The 16,439-nt window shown below is 62.2% G+C and carries 16 protein-coding genes; 7 read left to right on the forward strand and 9 right to left on the reverse strand.

Annotation, left to right across the window (positions count from 1 at the left end):
- Positions 1-85: 85 nt before the first annotated feature.
- The 6 genes from KU43P_RS00455 to KU43P_RS00480 all read left to right on the forward strand — a co-directional run bounded on the left by KU43P_RS00455 (position 86) and on the right by KU43P_RS00480 (position 5,546).
- A complete protein-coding gene (locus KU43P_RS00455) occupies positions 86-907 on the forward strand; it encodes a BON domain-containing protein (RefSeq protein ID WP_317660565.1) in 822 nt (273 codons plus the stop codon).
- A gap of 176 nt (positions 908-1,083) precedes the next feature.
- On the forward strand, positions 1,084-1,368 hold the full coding sequence (locus KU43P_RS00460; protein WP_317660566.1) for a hypothetical protein: 285 nt from the start codon (positions 1,084-1,086) through the stop codon (positions 1,366-1,368).
- Between the two features lie 42 nt (positions 1,369-1,410).
- A complete protein-coding gene (locus KU43P_RS00465) occupies positions 1,411-1,572 on the forward strand; it encodes a DUF1328 domain-containing protein (RefSeq protein WP_176515913.1) in 162 nt (53 codons plus the stop codon).
- 2 nt (positions 1,573-1,574) lie between these two features.
- Positions 1,575-2,045, forward strand: a complete 471-nt coding sequence (locus KU43P_RS00470) for an inhibitor of vertebrate lysozyme family protein (RefSeq protein WP_317660567.1) — start codon at positions 1,575-1,577, stop codon at positions 2,043-2,045.
- 738 nt (positions 2,046-2,783) lie between these two features.
- Entirely contained in the window at positions 2,784-4,112 is a 1,329-nt protein-coding gene (gene gltP, locus KU43P_RS00475; protein WP_317660568.1) for a glutamate/aspartate:proton symporter GltP, read from the forward strand.
- A gap of 204 nt (positions 4,113-4,316) precedes the next feature.
- A complete protein-coding gene (locus tag KU43P_RS00480; RefSeq protein ID WP_317660569.1) occupies positions 4,317-5,546 on the forward strand; it encodes a nucleoside recognition domain-containing protein in 1,230 nt (409 codons plus the stop codon).
- Here KU43P_RS00480 and KU43P_RS00485 read toward each other — a convergent pair.
- From KU43P_RS00485 to KU43P_RS00525, 9 genes are all read right to left on the reverse strand, one after another.
- Positions 5,528-6,151, reverse strand: a complete 624-nt coding sequence (locus tag KU43P_RS00485; protein WP_317660570.1) for an ABC-type transport auxiliary lipoprotein family protein — start codon at positions 6,149-6,151, stop codon at positions 5,528-5,530. The genes KU43P_RS00480 and KU43P_RS00485 overlap by 19 nt on opposite strands.
- The gene (locus KU43P_RS00490; RefSeq protein WP_317660571.1) at positions 6,148-7,086 is read right to left on the reverse strand and encodes an MlaD family protein; all 939 of its coding nucleotides are present in this window, start codon (positions 7,084-7,086) and stop codon (positions 6,148-6,150) included. The genes KU43P_RS00485 and KU43P_RS00490 overlap by 4 nt, the downstream gene beginning before the upstream one ends.
- A gap of 3 nt (positions 7,087-7,089) precedes the next feature.
- A complete protein-coding gene (locus KU43P_RS00495) occupies positions 7,090-7,881 on the reverse strand; it encodes an ABC transporter ATP-binding protein (protein WP_317660572.1) in 792 nt (263 codons plus the stop codon).
- On the reverse strand, positions 7,878-9,011 hold the full coding sequence (locus KU43P_RS00500; protein WP_317660573.1) for an ABC transporter permease: 1,134 nt from the start codon (positions 9,009-9,011) through the stop codon (positions 7,878-7,880). Before KU43P_RS00500 ends, KU43P_RS00495 begins: the two co-directional genes overlap by 4 nt.
- A 121-nt stretch (positions 9,012-9,132) precedes the next feature.
- On the reverse strand, positions 9,133-10,155 hold the full coding sequence (locus tag KU43P_RS00505) for a DUF5924 family protein (RefSeq protein ID WP_317660574.1): 1,023 nt from the start codon (positions 10,153-10,155) through the stop codon (positions 9,133-9,135).
- Positions 10,156-10,294: 139 nt separating this feature from the next.
- A complete protein-coding gene (locus KU43P_RS00510) occupies positions 10,295-11,701 on the reverse strand; it encodes a M16 family metallopeptidase (protein ID WP_317660575.1) in 1,407 nt (468 codons plus the stop codon).
- Positions 11,702-11,731: 30 nt separating this feature from the next.
- A complete protein-coding gene (locus KU43P_RS00515; protein ID WP_317660576.1) occupies positions 11,732-13,390 on the reverse strand; it encodes a Na/Pi cotransporter family protein in 1,659 nt (552 codons plus the stop codon).
- Positions 13,391-13,616: 226 nt separating this feature from the next.
- Positions 13,617-14,387, reverse strand: coding sequence for a TerC family protein (locus KU43P_RS00520; RefSeq protein WP_317660577.1), 771 nt, complete (start codon positions 14,385-14,387; stop codon positions 13,617-13,619).
- Between the two features lie 72 nt (positions 14,388-14,459).
- Complete coding sequence (locus KU43P_RS00525; RefSeq protein WP_317660578.1) at positions 14,460-15,767, reverse strand: CitMHS family transporter; 1,308 nt, start codon at positions 15,765-15,767, stop codon at positions 14,460-14,462.
- Between the two features lie 266 nt (positions 15,768-16,033).
- On the opposite strand from KU43P_RS00525, the gene KU43P_RS00530 reads away from it, so the two are divergent.
- Complete coding sequence (locus tag KU43P_RS00530) at positions 16,034-16,435, forward strand: GFA family protein (protein WP_317660579.1); 402 nt, start codon at positions 16,034-16,036, stop codon at positions 16,433-16,435.
- Positions 16,436-16,439 lie beyond the last annotated feature (4 nt).

Raw genomic sequence — 16,439 nt, forward strand, 5'->3', positions numbered from 1 at the left:
ATATCTCGATGATTTTCTTAGAGCTTGGCGATGGCACATTGGTTGCGACGATTTATGGATTTTGCCCACAAAAAGGAGTGCAGCCATGCCTTTTTCCATTCGAATGACCGCGTTGACGGTCAGCCTCCTGTCCATTTGCACCTCGGCCATGGCCGACCCGATCAAGGACGCCCGCCTTGAAGGCGCTTTGCAAACGGCGCTTTCGCTGAATCAGATGCTCAACCCGTTTCGAATCGATGTCGAAGTCGAAGGGCCGAATGTGCGCCTGTCCGGCGAAGTGGAGAATGAGGTCGAGCGCCAGTTGGCAGAGCAGGTAGCACTCGCCACCCGTGGCATCGAGCAGGTCGACAACCAGCTACGGGTCAATGCCCAGCTGGTCGAGCGCCCTCTGGAGTTGCGTGCTTATGCCCAGCGCTTGAGCGATGCCACCCTGGCGGCCGTGATCCGCGCGCGGCTACTGTGGAGCCGGATCACCGAAAAGGCCGCTATCGAGGTGCAAAGCAGCGATGGCGTGGTAACCCTGCGTGGCAAGGTCGACAACGCCGAAGCCAAGGAGCTTGCAGGGGTTATAGCGCGTACCACCGACGGCGTGCACCTGGTCAACAACCTGGTCAGCCTGGACACAGTGGCCATGGCCAAGGCCCGGGAAACCCCAGTCGATGCACCCACGGGGCCGCAGCCCAGTGATGGTTGGGTAGTCGACAAGATTCAGAACAGCTTCCGCTTCAGCCGCAATCTGGATGGGTTGAACATAAAAGTGGCCAGTGATGAAGGCATGGTCAGGCTTTCCGGCGAGGTGGTCAGCAGCGAGCAGAAAACCATTGCTGTGGAAATTGCCCGGCAGATCATCGGCGTGAGGGGCGTTGATGCCGACCTGCTGAAAGTGGCTACAAAGGTCGAGGGTTGAATCGTGCAATTCGCACGACCTCAAGTGGGCCATCGTGCAGGATACGTCCTTAGATGCTACGTGATATTTATATAAGCTATTGATTTATAAGGATTTTATTTTGAAGAAACGGCTGGCACGCAGGCTGCAATTACCTGTTCAGGTTTGAATAGAAAAATTACAGCAGGAGAACCGGCATGAACCGCCAAATCGTCAACCGCTCGCAAAATGTCGCACTCCCCCTGCGCCAGATCCTGTTGCTGGGGATGGCGATGCTGCTGACGTTGGCTGCCGGCCTCTTTTACTACAGCGTGCAGACCGCCCGACTGGCTGACCAGGTCGCCGCGCAAACTGCGTTGCTGACGCACATTCAGTCAACGCGTGCCAATACCTTGGTTAAGGCAGCCCAACCGCTGCCGACTGCCAATACCTCGCCGGCCACTGTGGAAAATGTCGTGCCTCAAGAACGCTGGGTGTTCTGACAGGCAGGCCGGAACGTTTTCAAAAAAGAAAGGAGACGCATCATGCTTAGCTGGGCTATCACTTTCCTCATCATCGCCATTGTCGCTGCCGTACTTGGCTTCGGTGGTATCGCTGGCGCCGCCACGGGTATCGCGAAGATTCTCTTCATTGTCTTCCTGGTCCTGTTCGTAGCCTCCTTCTTCTTTGGACGCAATCGAGGTTGAAGATGAGCAGGAAGCTTTGCACGGCCCTGGCTACCGCCCTGCTGTTGGGGGGTAGCGTGGGGGCCATGGCGGCCAATGACGGCCAGGTCCGAGTCGACCAGTTGCTCGGTTCGGACCCCGAATACCGGGAAACCTGGCAGGACGCGATCAAAGGCGAGGAACGCCTGCCCGACTGGGTGATCAATCTCACGGGCAGTGCCCAGGAGCAGATGTCGGCGGTGACGGAAGACGGCGACAAGTACCTCGTGGGCCCGTTATGCGAGTCCCAGGACAACTGCACCTACAAGCGCCTGATCGTGGCGTTCAGTTGGGACAAGGATGATGCCTACGGCATGCTCGTAGAGGTGCCCGAAGGCCTGCCCAGTGACAAGTCGCCGACCCGTCACGCTCAGTACCGGTGGCTGGGCAAGCCGGACGACGGCATGAAGGCTATGTTGCAGGAGCAACTCAAGCGCGATCCGAAGTGGTATTGAGCATAACGGACCAGCGGTCGCGCGCTGTCATTTAATAGAAGCGGAACCTTTCTATCTTTCTTGCTTCTATGATGCGCCGCCCCGAGGAGGGGCGACACATGACCAAGGGGTCGGGCTGTTCTGATTGTTGCAGGATCGGAGTGGCCTAGGGGTACAGGGAGTGCCTCCAGCATTGGGCCGGGTCAGGAAAAGGCAGAATCGGAAGCTTCAGGTCAGGGTGTGATTTATCCCACACTATTCAGGCCTGGCTTCCGAGGCGCCATCCTCTCTTTTATGTCTTCCTTTCAGGAATTCTCTGTCAGGACACATTTTGTCTTGACCGTACATCCATTTTTTTTCGTTCAATCGAGCGGTCGCGCAAGCGGCATTTCCGCCATTCGGATTGTCGAACAAGCCATCTCTGCCAGCCATTACGCCCTGCCATATATGCCGAAAAATGGCGGTTTGGCCTTGTTCGGGATTCCGAACGTTATAAATCAATAACTTGCGAGTGCCTCATTTTGACGCAGATCAGTATGCGCAATCGGTATGGGGTATACGCTTCCGGCATTAGATTTCATCCTTTCCCATCGCAATAGTTGCCGCCTTTTCGCTGGCCCGAGCGCTCAGTCGCTCGCTCGCGGTATCCCTACATGGGGTCTCCGGACGGAAGCTGCAAGCTGCCCGTGACGTTGCCAACGGCTCTGTTACGCGCTTTTCCGGTCGGTGCCCGTGACCACTAGAACAAAGGGTAAAGACATGAAGAAGGCAAAACTGAGCCTCGCCTGGCAGATCGTCATTGGTCTGGTCCTGGGCGTTGCAATCGGCGCGCTGCTGAACCACTTCAGTGCGGAAAAGGCATGGTGGATCAGTAACGTCCTCCAGCCTGCCGGTGACATCTTCATTCGCCTGATCAAGATGATCGTCGTCCCGATCGTGATTTCGTCGCTGATCGTGGGCATCGCCGGGGTTGGCGACGCGAAGAAACTGGGCAGCATCGGCCTGAAGACCATCATCTACTTCGAGGTGGTGACCACCATCGCCATCGTCGTCGGCCTGGTGTTGGCCAACCTGTTCCACCCGGGCGCCGGCATCGACATGAGCACCCTGGGTACGGTCGACATCTCCAAGTATCAGGCCACTGCGGCCGAGGTGCAGCATGAGCATGCCTTCATCGAGACCCTGCTCAACCTGATCCCGTCGAACATCTTCGCGGCGCTGATGCGTGGCGAAATGCTGCCGATCATCTTCTTCTCGGTGTTGTTCGGCCTGGGCCTTTCCAGCCTGCAGGCAGACTTGCGCGAGCCGCTGGTGCGTACCTTCCAGGGCGTGTCGGAGACCATGTTCAAGGTCACCCACATGATCATGAACTACGCCCCGATCGGCGTCTTCGCCCTGATTGCCGTGACCGTGGCCAACTTCGGCTTCAGTTCGCTGCTGCCGTTGGCCAAGCTGGTACTGCTGGTGTACTTCGCCATCGCCTTCTTCGCCTTCATGGTGCTGGGCCTGGTGGCGCGCCTGTTCGGCTTCTCGGTAATCAAGATCATGCGCATCATGAAAGATGAGCTGATCCTCGCCTACTCCACCTCCAGCTCCGAGACCGTGCTGCCTCGCGTGATCGAGAAGATGGAGAAGTACGGTGCGCCGAAGTCGATCTGTTCGTTCGTGGTACCGACCGGCTACTCGTTCAACCTCGACGGTTCGACCCTGTACCAGAGCATCGCGGCCATCTTCATCGCTCAGCTGTACGGCATCGACCTGTCCTGGAGCCAGCAGCTGCTGCTGGTGCTGACCCTGATGGTCACTTCCAAAGGTATCGCTGGCGTGCCTGGCGTGTCCTTCGTGGTCCTGCTGGCCACCCTGGGCAGCGTCGGTATCCCGCTGGAAGGCCTGGCCTTCATCGCCGGTGTCGACCGCATCATGGACATGGCGCGTACCGCCCTGAACGTGATCGGCAATGCCCTGGCGGCCCTGGTGATCGCCCGTTGGGAAGGCATGTACGACGCTGCCAAGGGCGAGCAGTACTATGCCTCGCTGATGGCGGACAAGAAGGAAGCTGCAGTGGTTGGCGAAGTAGCCAAGCGCTGAGCCTGATGCGTTGAACAGAAGACCCCGACTTGTCGGGGTTTTTTGTTGTCTGCAGGGGCCTCATCGCCGGCAAGCCGGCTCCCACAGGTACTGCACTGAACCTGAGACCGGTGCCATACCTTGTGGGAGCCGGCTTGCCGGCGATGAGGCCGGTACAGGCTAAACCAGTTATCATTCAGGCATTTTTCAGGGGGGAACACACGGATGCTCAACGGCCTTTGGCTCGGCTTTTTCCTGGTGGCGGCCGTCTCCGCCCTGGCCCAATGGCTGGTCGGCGGTAACGCCGGTATCTTCGCCGCGATGGTCGAGAGCATCTTCGCCATGGCCAAGCTGTCGGTGGAGGTCATGGTCCTGCTGTTCGGCACCCTGACCCTGTGGCTGGGTTTTCTCAAGATCGCGGAGCAGGCCGGCATCGTCGAATGGCTGGCCAAGGTGCTGGGCCCGCTTTTCGCCCGGCTGATGCCCGAGGTACCGCCCGGCCACCCTGCCCTGGGCTTGATCACCATGAACTTCGCGGCCAACGGGCTGGGCCTGGACAACGCCGCCACGCCGATCGGCCTGAAGGCCATGCGCGCCCTGCAGGAACTCAACCCCAGCAGCACCACGGCGAGCAATGCGCAGATCCTGTTCCTGGTGCTCAACGCCTCTTCTCTGACCCTGCTGCCGGTGACCATCTTCATGTACCGGGCTCAGCAAGGCGCCACCGACCCTACCCTGGTGTTCCTGCCCATCCTGCTGGCCACCAGCGTGTCGACCCTGGTCGGCCTGCTCTCGGTGGCGGTGATGCAGCGCCTGCGCCTGTGGGATCCGGTGGTGCTCGCCTACATGATCCCCGGTGCGCTGCTGCTGGGCGGCTTCATGGCGTTTCTCGGTACCCTGTCGGCTGCGGCGCTGGCCAGCCTGTCGTCGATCCTCGGTAACCTCACCCTGTTCGGGGTGATTACCCTGTTCCTGGTGATCGGTGCGCTGAAACGGGTGAAGGTGTACGAAGCGTTCGTGGAGGGCGCCAAGGAAGGGTTCGACGTGGCCAAGAGCCTGCTGCCCTACCTAGTGGCAATGCTGGTGGCGGTGGGCGTGCTGCGCGCCTCCGGGGCCCTGGAGCTGCTGCTGGACGGTATTCGCCACGCGGTGAACTGGCTGGGCATGGACACCCGTTTCGTTGAAGGCCTGCCGACCGCGCTGGTCAAGCCGTTCTCCGGTAGCGCCGCACGCGCGATGCTGATCGAGACCATGCAGACCCACGGTGTGGACAGTTTCCCGGCCTTGGTGGCGGCGACCATCCAAGGCAGCACCGAGACCACCTTCTACGTGTTGGCCGTCTACTTCGGCGCGGTGGGTATCCAGCGTGTGCGCCACGCCGTGGGCTGTGCCTTGTTGGCCGAGCTGTGCGGGGTGATTGCAGCCATCTGCATCTGTTACTGGTTCTTCGCCTGAGCCTGCGCGCCCTGGGCGATGGTCCAGTCGATAACCTGCGCGGCCAGTTGGTCGCTGGCCGCGCCAAAGCCTGCGACCACTGCAGCCACCTGCGGGCCGGCCAGAGGCTGGTGCACTTCGAAGCGCTTGCTGGCGAGAATGCGCTGACTGCGCCCCTGCACCAGGCGCGCGTCGTAACGGACCACTACCTCCACTGCGCCCCCTGAGCGGTACTCGCTCTGGAACGCCTGCAGTTCGCCCACCAGCTCGTAGTCGGCCTGCAGGTTGCTGTCGTCGGCGCTCAGGCGCTGTACACGGCCGTCACGCTGGAACCCATCGAGCAGGCGGTTGCGCACCAGCAATGGCGTCGGGTCGCTCCAGCGCGTGCCCTTGTAGCTGCTGACCACGTCGCCCTGGGGAATCACGGCGATGCGCGGGCCGGCCAGCACTTCGCTGGCCAGCGGCTTGTTCAGACGCAGTGACCAGTCCACGGGTGTTGCGTTTCGGCTGGCCTGGTTGACCGGCAGGCGGTAAATATCCACAGGTTCGGCCTGGGGCAGGATCGAGCAGGCGGTGGCCAGGCTCAGGCTGGCTGCCAGGGCCAGCAGGCGCAGCGACGGATTCATGGCTGGAACTCCTTGGTGTTGTCGCGGCCAAGCAGATAACCGCTCGGGTCGGCCTCCAGGCGCCGGGAAATGCCCTTGAGCGAATTGAGGGTTTCGCGCAGTTCGCGGATGGCCGGAGTCAGCTGGTTGAGCCCCTGGGCGCCATCGTCGATCGATTGACGGTTGTCCTGCAGCAGGCTGTTGATGGTCGCGGTGCTTTGCGCCAGCGATTGCATGGCCTGCTCGGCGCTGTCGATGGCTTGCCTGCCCTGGGTGCCGAGCAGGCCGTTGGCGTTGCGCATCAACGACTGGGTTTCGGCCAGGGTGGCATTGGCCTGCTTGCCGACCTGCGCCAGTTGCTCGATGGCCGCGCCGATGCCGCCCTTCTGGTTGGCGAAGGCATCGGTGGTCTGCTCGAGGTTGGCCAGGGTGTTGCTCAGGCGCTCGATGTTGCTGTCGGAGAACATCTGGTTGGCGTTGTGCAGCAACAGGTTGATGTTGGTCACCAGGTCGCTGCTGTCATTGAGCAGGCGCGAGATCGGCGAGGGTGAGGCGACGATCACCGGCAGATGCCCATCCTTGCTCTTGAGCTCGGGGCTTTGCGGGGTGCCGCCGCTGAGCTGGATGAACGAGTTGCCCGTCACACCCGCTAGCGTCAGCTTGGCCTGAGTGTCTTCCTTGACCGGTGTGTCGCCGCTCAGGCGTACCCTGGCCAGCACCCGGCGCGGATCTTTGGGGTCCAGGCGCAGGCTGGTCACATCGCCCACCTTGATACCGTTGTATTGCACCGGGCTGCCACGGGACAGGCCCGAGACGGCCTCGTTGAAGATCACTTCGTAGTCCTTGAAGGCGTCATCGACGCTGGACTTGGTCAGCCACAGGCCGAATAGCATGGCACCGACCACCACCACCACGGTGACCAGGCCGATGAGAACGTGATGAGCTCGGGTTTCCATCGTTCAGCGCTCCTGCCCGGCACTGGCGGCAGCCTGCTCGGCCGCTCGCCCGCGTGGGCCGTGAAAGTATTCGTGAATCCACGGGTCGTCGGTTTGCTCGACTTCGGTCAAGGGGCCGGCGACCAGTACTTTTTTCTGTGACAGCACGGCGACACGGTCGGTGATGGTGTAGAGGGTGTCCAGATCGTGGGTGATGAGGAATACGCTCAGGCCCAGAGCATCGCGCAAGGTCAGGATCAGTTGGTCGAAGGCGGCGGCGCCGATCGGGTCGAGGCCGGCAGTGGGTTCGTCGAGGAACAGGATATCGGGGTCCAGGGCCAGCGCTCGGGCCAATGCCGCACGCTTGATCATGCCGCCCGACAACGAGGACGGATATTTGTCGGCAGCCGACAGCGGCAGGCCCGCCAAGGCTAGTTTGACCCCGGCCAGGTGCTCGGCATCGTCGCGCGACAGGCCGGCATGTTCGATCAAGGGCAGCGCCACGTTCTCGGTGACGGTCAGCGACGAAAACAGCGCCCCCTTCTGGAACAGCACGCCGAAGCGCCGTTCGACCAGCGAGCGTTGCTCTTCACCCAGGCTGGCGAGGTCTTCACCGAAGACCTTGATCAATCCTTCGTTAGGCCGCCGCAAGCCGATTATGCTGCGCAGCAGCACCGACTTGCCGCTGCCCGAGCCACCCACCACGGCGAGGATCTCGCCTCGGTACAGGTCCAGATCAAGTTGTTCGTGCACGCTCTGGCTGCCGAAGCGGTTGCAGATGCCGCGCGCCTCGATCACCGCTTCCCGGCCCGTCACCAGCCCATCTCCATGCAGAACATGGCCGCCACAGCATCCAGCACGATGACCACGAAAATCGACTGCACCACGCTGGAGGTGGTGTGAGCGCCTACCGACTCGGCGCTGCCGCTGACCTTGAAGCCTTCCAGGCAACCGATGGCGCCGATCAGGAAGGCGAAGAACGGTGCCTTGGCCAGGCCGACCAGGAAGTGCTGCACGCCGATGTCGCTCTGCAAAAGCGAGAGGAACATGGCCGGTGAAATATCCAGGGTCAGGGCGCACACCACCGCGCCGCCGACGATGCCGCAGATCATTGCCACGAAGGTCAGCAGGGGCAGGGATATCAACAGCGCCAATACGCGCGGCACCACAAGCAACTCGATGGGGTTCAGGCCCAGGGTGCGGATGGCGTCGATTTCTTCGTTGGCCTTCATCGAACCGATCTGCGCGGTGAAGGCACTGGCGGTACGGCCGGCCATGAGGATGGCGGTCAGCAACACGGCGAATTCGCGCAGGAACGAGAACGCCACCAGGTCGACGGTGAATACCGTCGCACCGAACGCGGCCAGCACCGTGGCGCCGAGAAAGGCCACTACCGCGCCCACCAGAAAGGTCAGCAAAGCGACGATGGGGGCGGCGTCGAGCCCCGTCTGCTCGATGTGTGCGACCACCGGTGTGACGCGCCAGCGGTGGGGCTGGAACAGGCGACGCACCAGAGTTTCCAGGATCAGGCCAACGAAACCGAGCAGCTGCATGCTGTCTTGCCACAGCGTGCCGACCGCGCAACCGATGCGTTCCAGCAGTTGCAGCAGCACGTTGCGCTCGGGAGCCTTGACCGGGATGCAATAGTCCTGCACCGAGCTGTAGACGGTTTTCAGCAAGGCGCGGCTGGCTTCGGGCAGGTCGTTGGTACAGTGCGACAGGCGCTCGGTACCGAGCAGCTCGGCCAGCAGAGCGGCACCCGCCGTATCCAGGCGGCCCAGTTGGCTGAGGTCGGCGATTGCGTCGCTGGTGGATTGCGCGCGTAGCTGCTCGCTGTCGCGCCTGAGGCTGGCGTAGTGGGCCAGGGTCCAGTCACCGGCGATACGCAGGCAGGCCGGCTGGCAACTGGTGTCCAGGGTGGCGCTGGGAGTGGTCATAGGCTCCATGCATCTGACTGCGCGCGGGGGCGTAGAGGCTGATCATAGCGCAGCGAGTTCGTCTTGGCCCTATCGCCGGCAAGCCGGCTCCCACAGAGACAGCGATGGGCTGCAAAGCAGCCCTTCGCAATCACCCCGCCGCAGCGTCGTCGACCACCGCGAAGCGCAGCACCCCGATCACCTGCCCATCTTCGGTCAGCACCCTGACCTGCCACTTGCCCACCGGATTGGGCGGGAAGTTCTGCTTGTGGGTCCAGGCCCGATACCCTTCCTTGCGCCCGCCATGGATATCCAGGGCGATGCGGTCTACCTCCTGGCCGTCCTTCTGCCACACATGGTAGATGCGTTCGTTGAGCCCCCGCGGTGCGTTGATGGCGGTATAGGCGTACAAGCCGCTGCTGCGGATGCGGCTGGCGGCGATTTCGTCCAGTGACTTGCCGGGCTGGCGATTGAGCACCTCGGTACTGACGGCCACCTCGGTCATCCACAAGGTGGCGGGCGGCACCCAGGAACGCAGCAGCCAGCCGCCGCCACCGACGGCCAGGGTCACCAGCACCAGTGCCACTGCGCGACGCCAGGTGCTGACCGGGAAGCTGCTGACCAGGCTGGGGAACGACAGCGCCATTGCCGCGATCAACGCCAGCTTGAAGCTTTGTGCGGTGGTCAGGTGAAGGATGATCGGCAGCGCGGTGAGCAGCGCCGCGAACAGCGTCAGGGTATGAAACGCCAGGAACAGCCAGCGCCGTGGGGCCAGCCACTTGTAGTACAGCGGGTCGATGATCGAGATCAGGCCGGCGGCACCGAGCAGGCCGGTGAACACCAGCTGGCTGCTGTTCCAGGTCGTGGTGATGAAGAAGAACGGCAAGACGAAGAACAGGCTTTCCTGGTGGATCATCTGCGTCGCGTAGCGCAGCAGCGGCTGCGGGATCTCGCGCTTGAACGTGCGGGCGAACAGGCCGGTGAGGGTGTTCTCCAGCATCAGCCAAACCCAGCTGACCAGCATGAGGACGGCGACCCAACTGGCCAGGCCGGCCTGGCGATCGACCAGGATGAAGCTGCCGATACCGGAGAGGAAACCACCGAGCGCGATGATGCCGGGATAGCGTTTGAGCAGTTCGATGATGCGCTGGACGATCGGGGGTATAGGGGGCATGGGGCTGCAACAGGATTATGAGGGGGCTGTGCCGGCCCTATCGCTGGCAAGCCAGCTCCTACATTCAGGCAGGTTGATGCCCCTGTGGGAGCCGGCTTGCCGGCGATAGGGCCGGTACTGGCAAAAGGATACCTCCGATCTACCGCTCCCGTGTAGCGCCACTGGGTCGATCAGGCGCATGACGTCGCCAGCGCAGCAGCCCCGCAGCCAGGATCAGCCCCAAGACCAGTGCCACCCAGCCATACAGCTCGTCATACCCGAGAAACGGCCGCTCGATCCGCACGTAACCTTCATCCTTGAGCAGATCCTTCAGCGCAGCGTTGGCCTGCGCCAGGGTGACCTGGCGCAGCTTGCGCGCCGGGTCGGTGAAACGGCCGTGGGTATAGTCGTTGAGCGCGCCCCAGTAATAGTCGGCCAGCGCGCTGTTGCCCTGGGTGCTCCAGCTTTCCTTGGCAACGGCGGCATCCTTGATGCGGGCGAAGGTATCCGGATCGAGGCCTTCCTTGCGCAAATGGTCGAACAGTTGCTGCATGACCTTGATCGCGCCATCGACATCGTCGCGTTCAAGGTCGGCATTGAAGCTGAGGATGCCGCTGTCACCAAAGCTTTCGCGCTGTACCGACGGCCCATAGGACAGGCCGTTGCGCAGGCGCAACTGGTCGTACAAGGCCCAGTCCAGGTAGCGCGAGAGCAAGTCGAGGGTCTGCTGATGGTCGTTGTCCAGTACCGGCTCGATGAACAGCCAGTGCAACTTGGCGCTGTCACCCAGCACGCCCCGGGTCAGGTAACGACGTCGTTCGGCTTGCTGACTGATGCTTTCGAGGGTACGACGTTCTTCCGGTTCGGTGGCGGGCAGTTCGCCGAAGGTGCGGTCCAGATAGGCCGGCAGCAGGCGATCGAGGCCCCCGACCATGATCAGGGTCATGTTGTTGGCGGCATACCAGCGGTCACGCAGGGCCTGCACCTGCTCCAGCGTCATGTCGTCGAGGTTGGAGCGCTCGGGGCATTTCAGACCCAGCTCGGTGGCCAGTTGGTCGCTGGCGGGGTGGCCGATGTCCTGGCGGTCGAGCCAGCGCTGCAGGTGACCATAGTGGCCGCCATCCTCGCGTTCGATGATGCGCTTGGCGGTGGCCAGGCTTTTGGCGTCGATGCGGGTGTCGCGGATCACCGCCAGCAGCAGGTCGAGTACCTTGCGCTGATTGCGTGCTGGCGCTTCGATGACGAAAGTGGTGTCGGCGCTGCTGGTGTAGGCGTTCCACTCCCCGCCCAGCGACTGCAGGCGCTCTTCCAGGCCGCCCTCGCCGGTGTCGTCGATGCCGGCGAACAACAGGTGCTCGAGCAGGTGTGGCAGCTCCTTCTGCTCGCAGTCGAAGTCGTCCAGGCCAACCCCCACCACCAGGCGAATCGCGACATGGTCCCGTTCATAGCCGGATTTGAGGATCACCTGCAGGCCGTTGGGCAACAGGTAGCCCTCGACCCGCGAACGATCGAGGGCAAGTGTGGGTAGGCTGCAGATCAGCAGGCAAACGAACATCAGGCAACGCATGGGCGAGCTCAAGTCTCCGGGAATGCGAGGTCAGGACAGGCGGGCTTCGTCCGGCACCGTGTCGAGCATCAGCCCGCCGGTGTCCGAGCCACCCAGTACCACATAGGCACTGCTGCAGAACAAAGAGTTCAACCGCTTCATGTCGGCGATCAGCTCCAAGTGTAGCGAACTCGTCTCGATACTTTGCACCACCTTGCGTTGAAGACGGCTGACATGAGCGTGGGCCAGGCGCCGTTCCTGGGCGCGGAAGCGACGTTTTTCGCGCAGCAGCAACTGGGCGCTCTCGGGGTCGGCACTGAGGAACACCGACAGGCCCAGGCGCAGGTTGGCCAGCAGTTGCTCCTGAAGGCCGGTCAACTCCTCCAGGCCGACCTGGGAAAACTCCCGACGCTGGCTGGTCTTCTGCTGCTGCACCTTGCGCAGCATACGTTCTATCAGGTCGCAGGCAAGCTTCAGGTTGATCGCCAGCTCGATGATTTCAGCCCAACGCCGATTGTCCTGGTCACTGAGGTCTTCCCGGGGCATTTGCGCCAGGTACAGCTTGATCGCGCTGTACAAGGCTTCGCCGTCTTCGGCCAGGGCGCGAACCTGTTGCGGCAGGGCGGTCTGCGTGCCGCGCAGGGCGCCGAGCATGGCTTCCAGAAGGCTATCGACGATATCGCCCAGGCGCAGGGTTTCACGGGCGGCGTTGGCCAGGGCCAGGCTGGGCGTGGTTAGCGCCGAGGCATCGAGGTGGCGTGGCCGAACCTGGCCGTTGCCGTTTTCACGTTCGGGCAGCAGGCTGTTGCACAGGCGGCCCATGGGTTTGACCGTGGGCAGCATGATCAGGCAGCGCAGCGTGTTGTAGAGCAGGTGGAAGCCGATGACCAGCTCTTGCGGGCTGAAACTCAGGGTGTCCATCCACTCCACCAGTGGGTGCAGTACCGGGATGATCAAAAGCAAGCCGATCAGCTTGTACAGCAGGCTGCCCAACGCCACGCGCCGGCCTGCGGCGTTCTGCATGCTGGTGCTGATGAACGCCAGCAGGCCACTGCCAATGTTGGCGCCGACCACCAGGCCGATGGCCACCGGCAAGCTGATCACTTCGGCGCCGGCCAGGGTCGCGGTCAGCAGTACTGCGGCAAGGCTGGAATACGTGATCATGGCGAACAGCGCGCCGACCAGGGCATCCAGCAGGATATCGCCGGTCAGCGAGGCGAACAGTACCTTCACGCCTTGGGCATGGGTGATGGGCGCGGCGGCCTGCACGATCAACTCCAGGGCGAGAATGATCAGGCCCAAGCCGATGGCCACGCGCCCTAGCTGGCCGGCGCGTGTCTGTTTGCGCGAGAGAAAGAAGATCACGCCCAGGAACACCAGCAGCGGCGACAGCCACGACAGGTCGAAGGTGAGCACCCGCGCCATCAGGGCCGTACCCACGTCGGCGCCCAGCATGATCGCCAAGGCCGGCGTCATGGCCATCAAACCCTGGCCAACGAAGGACGTGACCAGCATCGCGGTGGCGTTGCTACTTTGCACCACTGCGGTGACCACGATGCCGGCAATGAAGGCCAGTGGCCGCCGGTTCATGTTCTGGCTGAGCACTCGGCGCAAGTTGGAACCGAACACCCGCAGGATGCCGGTACGCACGATATGCGTGCCCCACACCAGTAACGCCACGGCGGAGAGCAGGTTGAGCAGGGTCAGCATGGTCTAGCCCCCCTTTTATCCGGGCTCCAGAAGCGGAGCCAATGGGTGAAGCCGTGAGCCTGGCCCGGGGGTGGGTGTTTTTATCCAGTGCTCACTCAAGCTTTAGTTGTTTTGCGGACCTCGCGCCAGCTTGGCACGCTCCGCAAGTATTTGAAATATTTCCGTCATGAAAGCTTCGACACGAAAAAGGGCCCCGAAGGGCCCTTTCTTGCAGCGCTTGCCGGGCTTATTGACCCGGAATGTCCTTGCGCAGTTTCACCGGGTCGTGCTCCTTGCCCGCCTTGCGCGCCAGGGCGGTACGCATGCGGATGTTGATCGCTTCCACCGCCAGGGAGAAGGCCATGGCGAAGTAGACGTAGCCCTTCGGTACGTGCACGTCGAAGGATTCTGCGATCAGCACGGTACCCACGACGATCAGGAAGGACAGCGCAAGCATCTTCAGCGAAGGGTGCTTGTCGATGAAATTGCTGATGGCACCGGCGCACAGCATCATCACCAGCACCGCCACGACGATCGCAGCAATCATCACCGGCACGTGCGAGACCATGCCCACTGCGGTAATCACCGAGTCCAGCGAGAACACGATGTCGATGATGGCAATCTGGATGATGGTGTAGAGGAACTTGCCACCTGCGCCCTTCGGCTCATCGGCGCTTTCGTCTTCGCCTTCCAGGCCGTGGTAGATCTCCTGGGAGCTTTTCCACAGCAGGAACAGGCCACCGAAGAACAGAATCAGGTCGCGCCCGGAGATACCCTGCCCGAAGACCACGAACAGGTCGGCGGTCAGGCGCATGACCCAGGTAATCGACAGCAACAGCATGATGCGGGTGACCATTGCCAGTGCCAGGCCGAAGATCCGGGTGCGCGGCTGCATGTGCTTGGGCATGCGGCTGACCAGGATCGAGATCATGATGATGTTGTCGATACCGAGAACGATCTCAAGCGCTGTAAGGGTAAAAAAGGCAACCCAGATTTCCGGGCTGGTCAGCCATTCCATGTGTATTCCTTCGAACGGTAAAGGCGAAACGCCCGCACAGGGGCGCTTCGCGTTGCGGTGATGCGTACTTGATTAAAGACTACTGAACAGCGGGAAAATGCCCATCAGCAGCGCGGCGGCCATTATGCACAGGCAGACCAGCACTGCCCACTTGAGGGTGAAGCGCTGATGGTCGCCGAATTCGATACCCGCCAGGGCTACCAGCAGGTAGGTGGAGGGTACCAGCGGGCTCAGCAGGTGTACCGGTTGCCCGACGATCGACGCACGGGCCATTTCCACCGGGCTGATGCCATAGTGGCTGGCGGCTTCCGACAGCACCGGCAGCACGCCGTAGTAGAACGCATCGTTGGACATGAAGAAGGTGAACGGCATGCTGACGATCGCGGTAATCACTGCCAGGTAAGGGCCCAGGGCTTCCGGGATGACCGCAAGCAGGCTTTTGGACATCGCCTCGACCATGCCGGTACCCGACAGGATGCCGGTGAAGATGCCTGCAGCGAAGATCAGCCCGGTTACTGCCAGCACGCTGCCGGCATGGGCGGCGATACGGTCCTTCTGCTGCTGCAGGCAGGGGTAGTTGACGATCATGGCGATACTGAAGGCGATCATGAACAGCACCGGCAGAGGCAGCAGGCCGGCAATCAGCGCGACCATCAGTACGGCGGTCAGCGCACCGTTGAACCACAGCAGCTTCGGTCGACGAGCTTCCGGGAACTGCGAAACGCTGATTTCGCTGTGGTCGATGTCGTCGGTGGGCAGGTGCAGTTCACCCAGGCGGGCACGTTCGCGCTTGCCGTACATGTAGGCGATGGCCAGGATTGCGATGACGCCGAACAGCATGGCCGGAATCATCGGTACGAAGATGTCCGACGGGTCCACGTGCAGAGCACTGGCAGCGCGAGCAGTCGGGCCACCCCAGGGAGTCATGTTCATCACCCCGCCGGCGAGGATGATCAGGCCGGCCATGATCCGCGGGCTCATGCCCAGGCGGCTGTACAGCGGCAGCATGGCAGCGCAGCAGATCATGTAGGTGGTGGCGCCGTCACCGTCGAGCGACACTACCAGGGCCAGCACGGCGGTGCCGACCGAGACTTTCAGCGGGTCGCCCTTGACCAGCTTGAGGATCTTGCGCACGGCCGGGTCGAACAGGCCAGAGTCGATCATCAGGGCGAAATACAGGATGGCGAACATCAGCATCACGCCGGTGGGCGCAAGCTTGCTGATGCCTTCGAGCATCATGGGGCCGATCTTGGCGGAAAAACCACCGAACAGGGCGAACAGAATCGGTACCAGGATCAGCGCGATCAAGGCCGACAGGCGCTTGGTCATGATCAGGTACATGAAGGTGATGACCATGGCAAAGCCGAGGAAGGTCAGCATGGCAGTACTCCAGGCGTGGCGCGGCGAAAGGAATGACTATTCGGGCGGATCAGCGCGTGGGGCGCTGCGCAGGGAGCAAGCGGAGAGAGGCTGCAAAAAGGCGGGCACAGGAAAACATCGGAATCACCATTGTTGTTGTTGATTGGGCCGGGCGCGGATAAATCCGGGTGCCCTGGCTGACCGGTCTGCTGCCGGTAGTGGGGGCTATCCTAGGGGGACAAGCTTTCAGCCAGCTTTCGCCGCGAAAAGGGCGACAGGAGGTAGTAATGCCGGATGTAACCGAGGGAGGCTGCCACTGCGGCGCCTTGCGCTATCGGCTTCAGGGCGAACTGACGGACGTCGCCCACTGTCATTGTTCGATCTGCAGACGGGTCAGCGGAGGGTTGGTGGTGACCTGGCTTACCGTACCCCGCTCAGGCTTCCGTTGGATGGCTGGTCGGCCGCAGTGCTATGTGGCCCCGGCCAGCTGCAAGCGCTATTTCTGTGGGGAATGCGGGGCGCACGTGGCGTTGGTGACTGACCACAGCCCTGGCAGTATCGATGTGACGGTTGGGACGCTGGACCATCCCGAGCAGGTGCGGGCGGTGCGGCATATCTGGACCAGCAGCCGCTTGCCGTGGCTGCATCTGGATGAGGAATTGCCGGGAGAGGCCGAGGAGCAGCAGTAGGCAT

Origin of the sequence: Pseudomonas sp. KU43P (genome assembly GCF_033095865.1) — a bacterium.
Lineage (GTDB): Bacteria > Pseudomonadota > Gammaproteobacteria > Pseudomonadales > Pseudomonadaceae > Aquipseudomonas.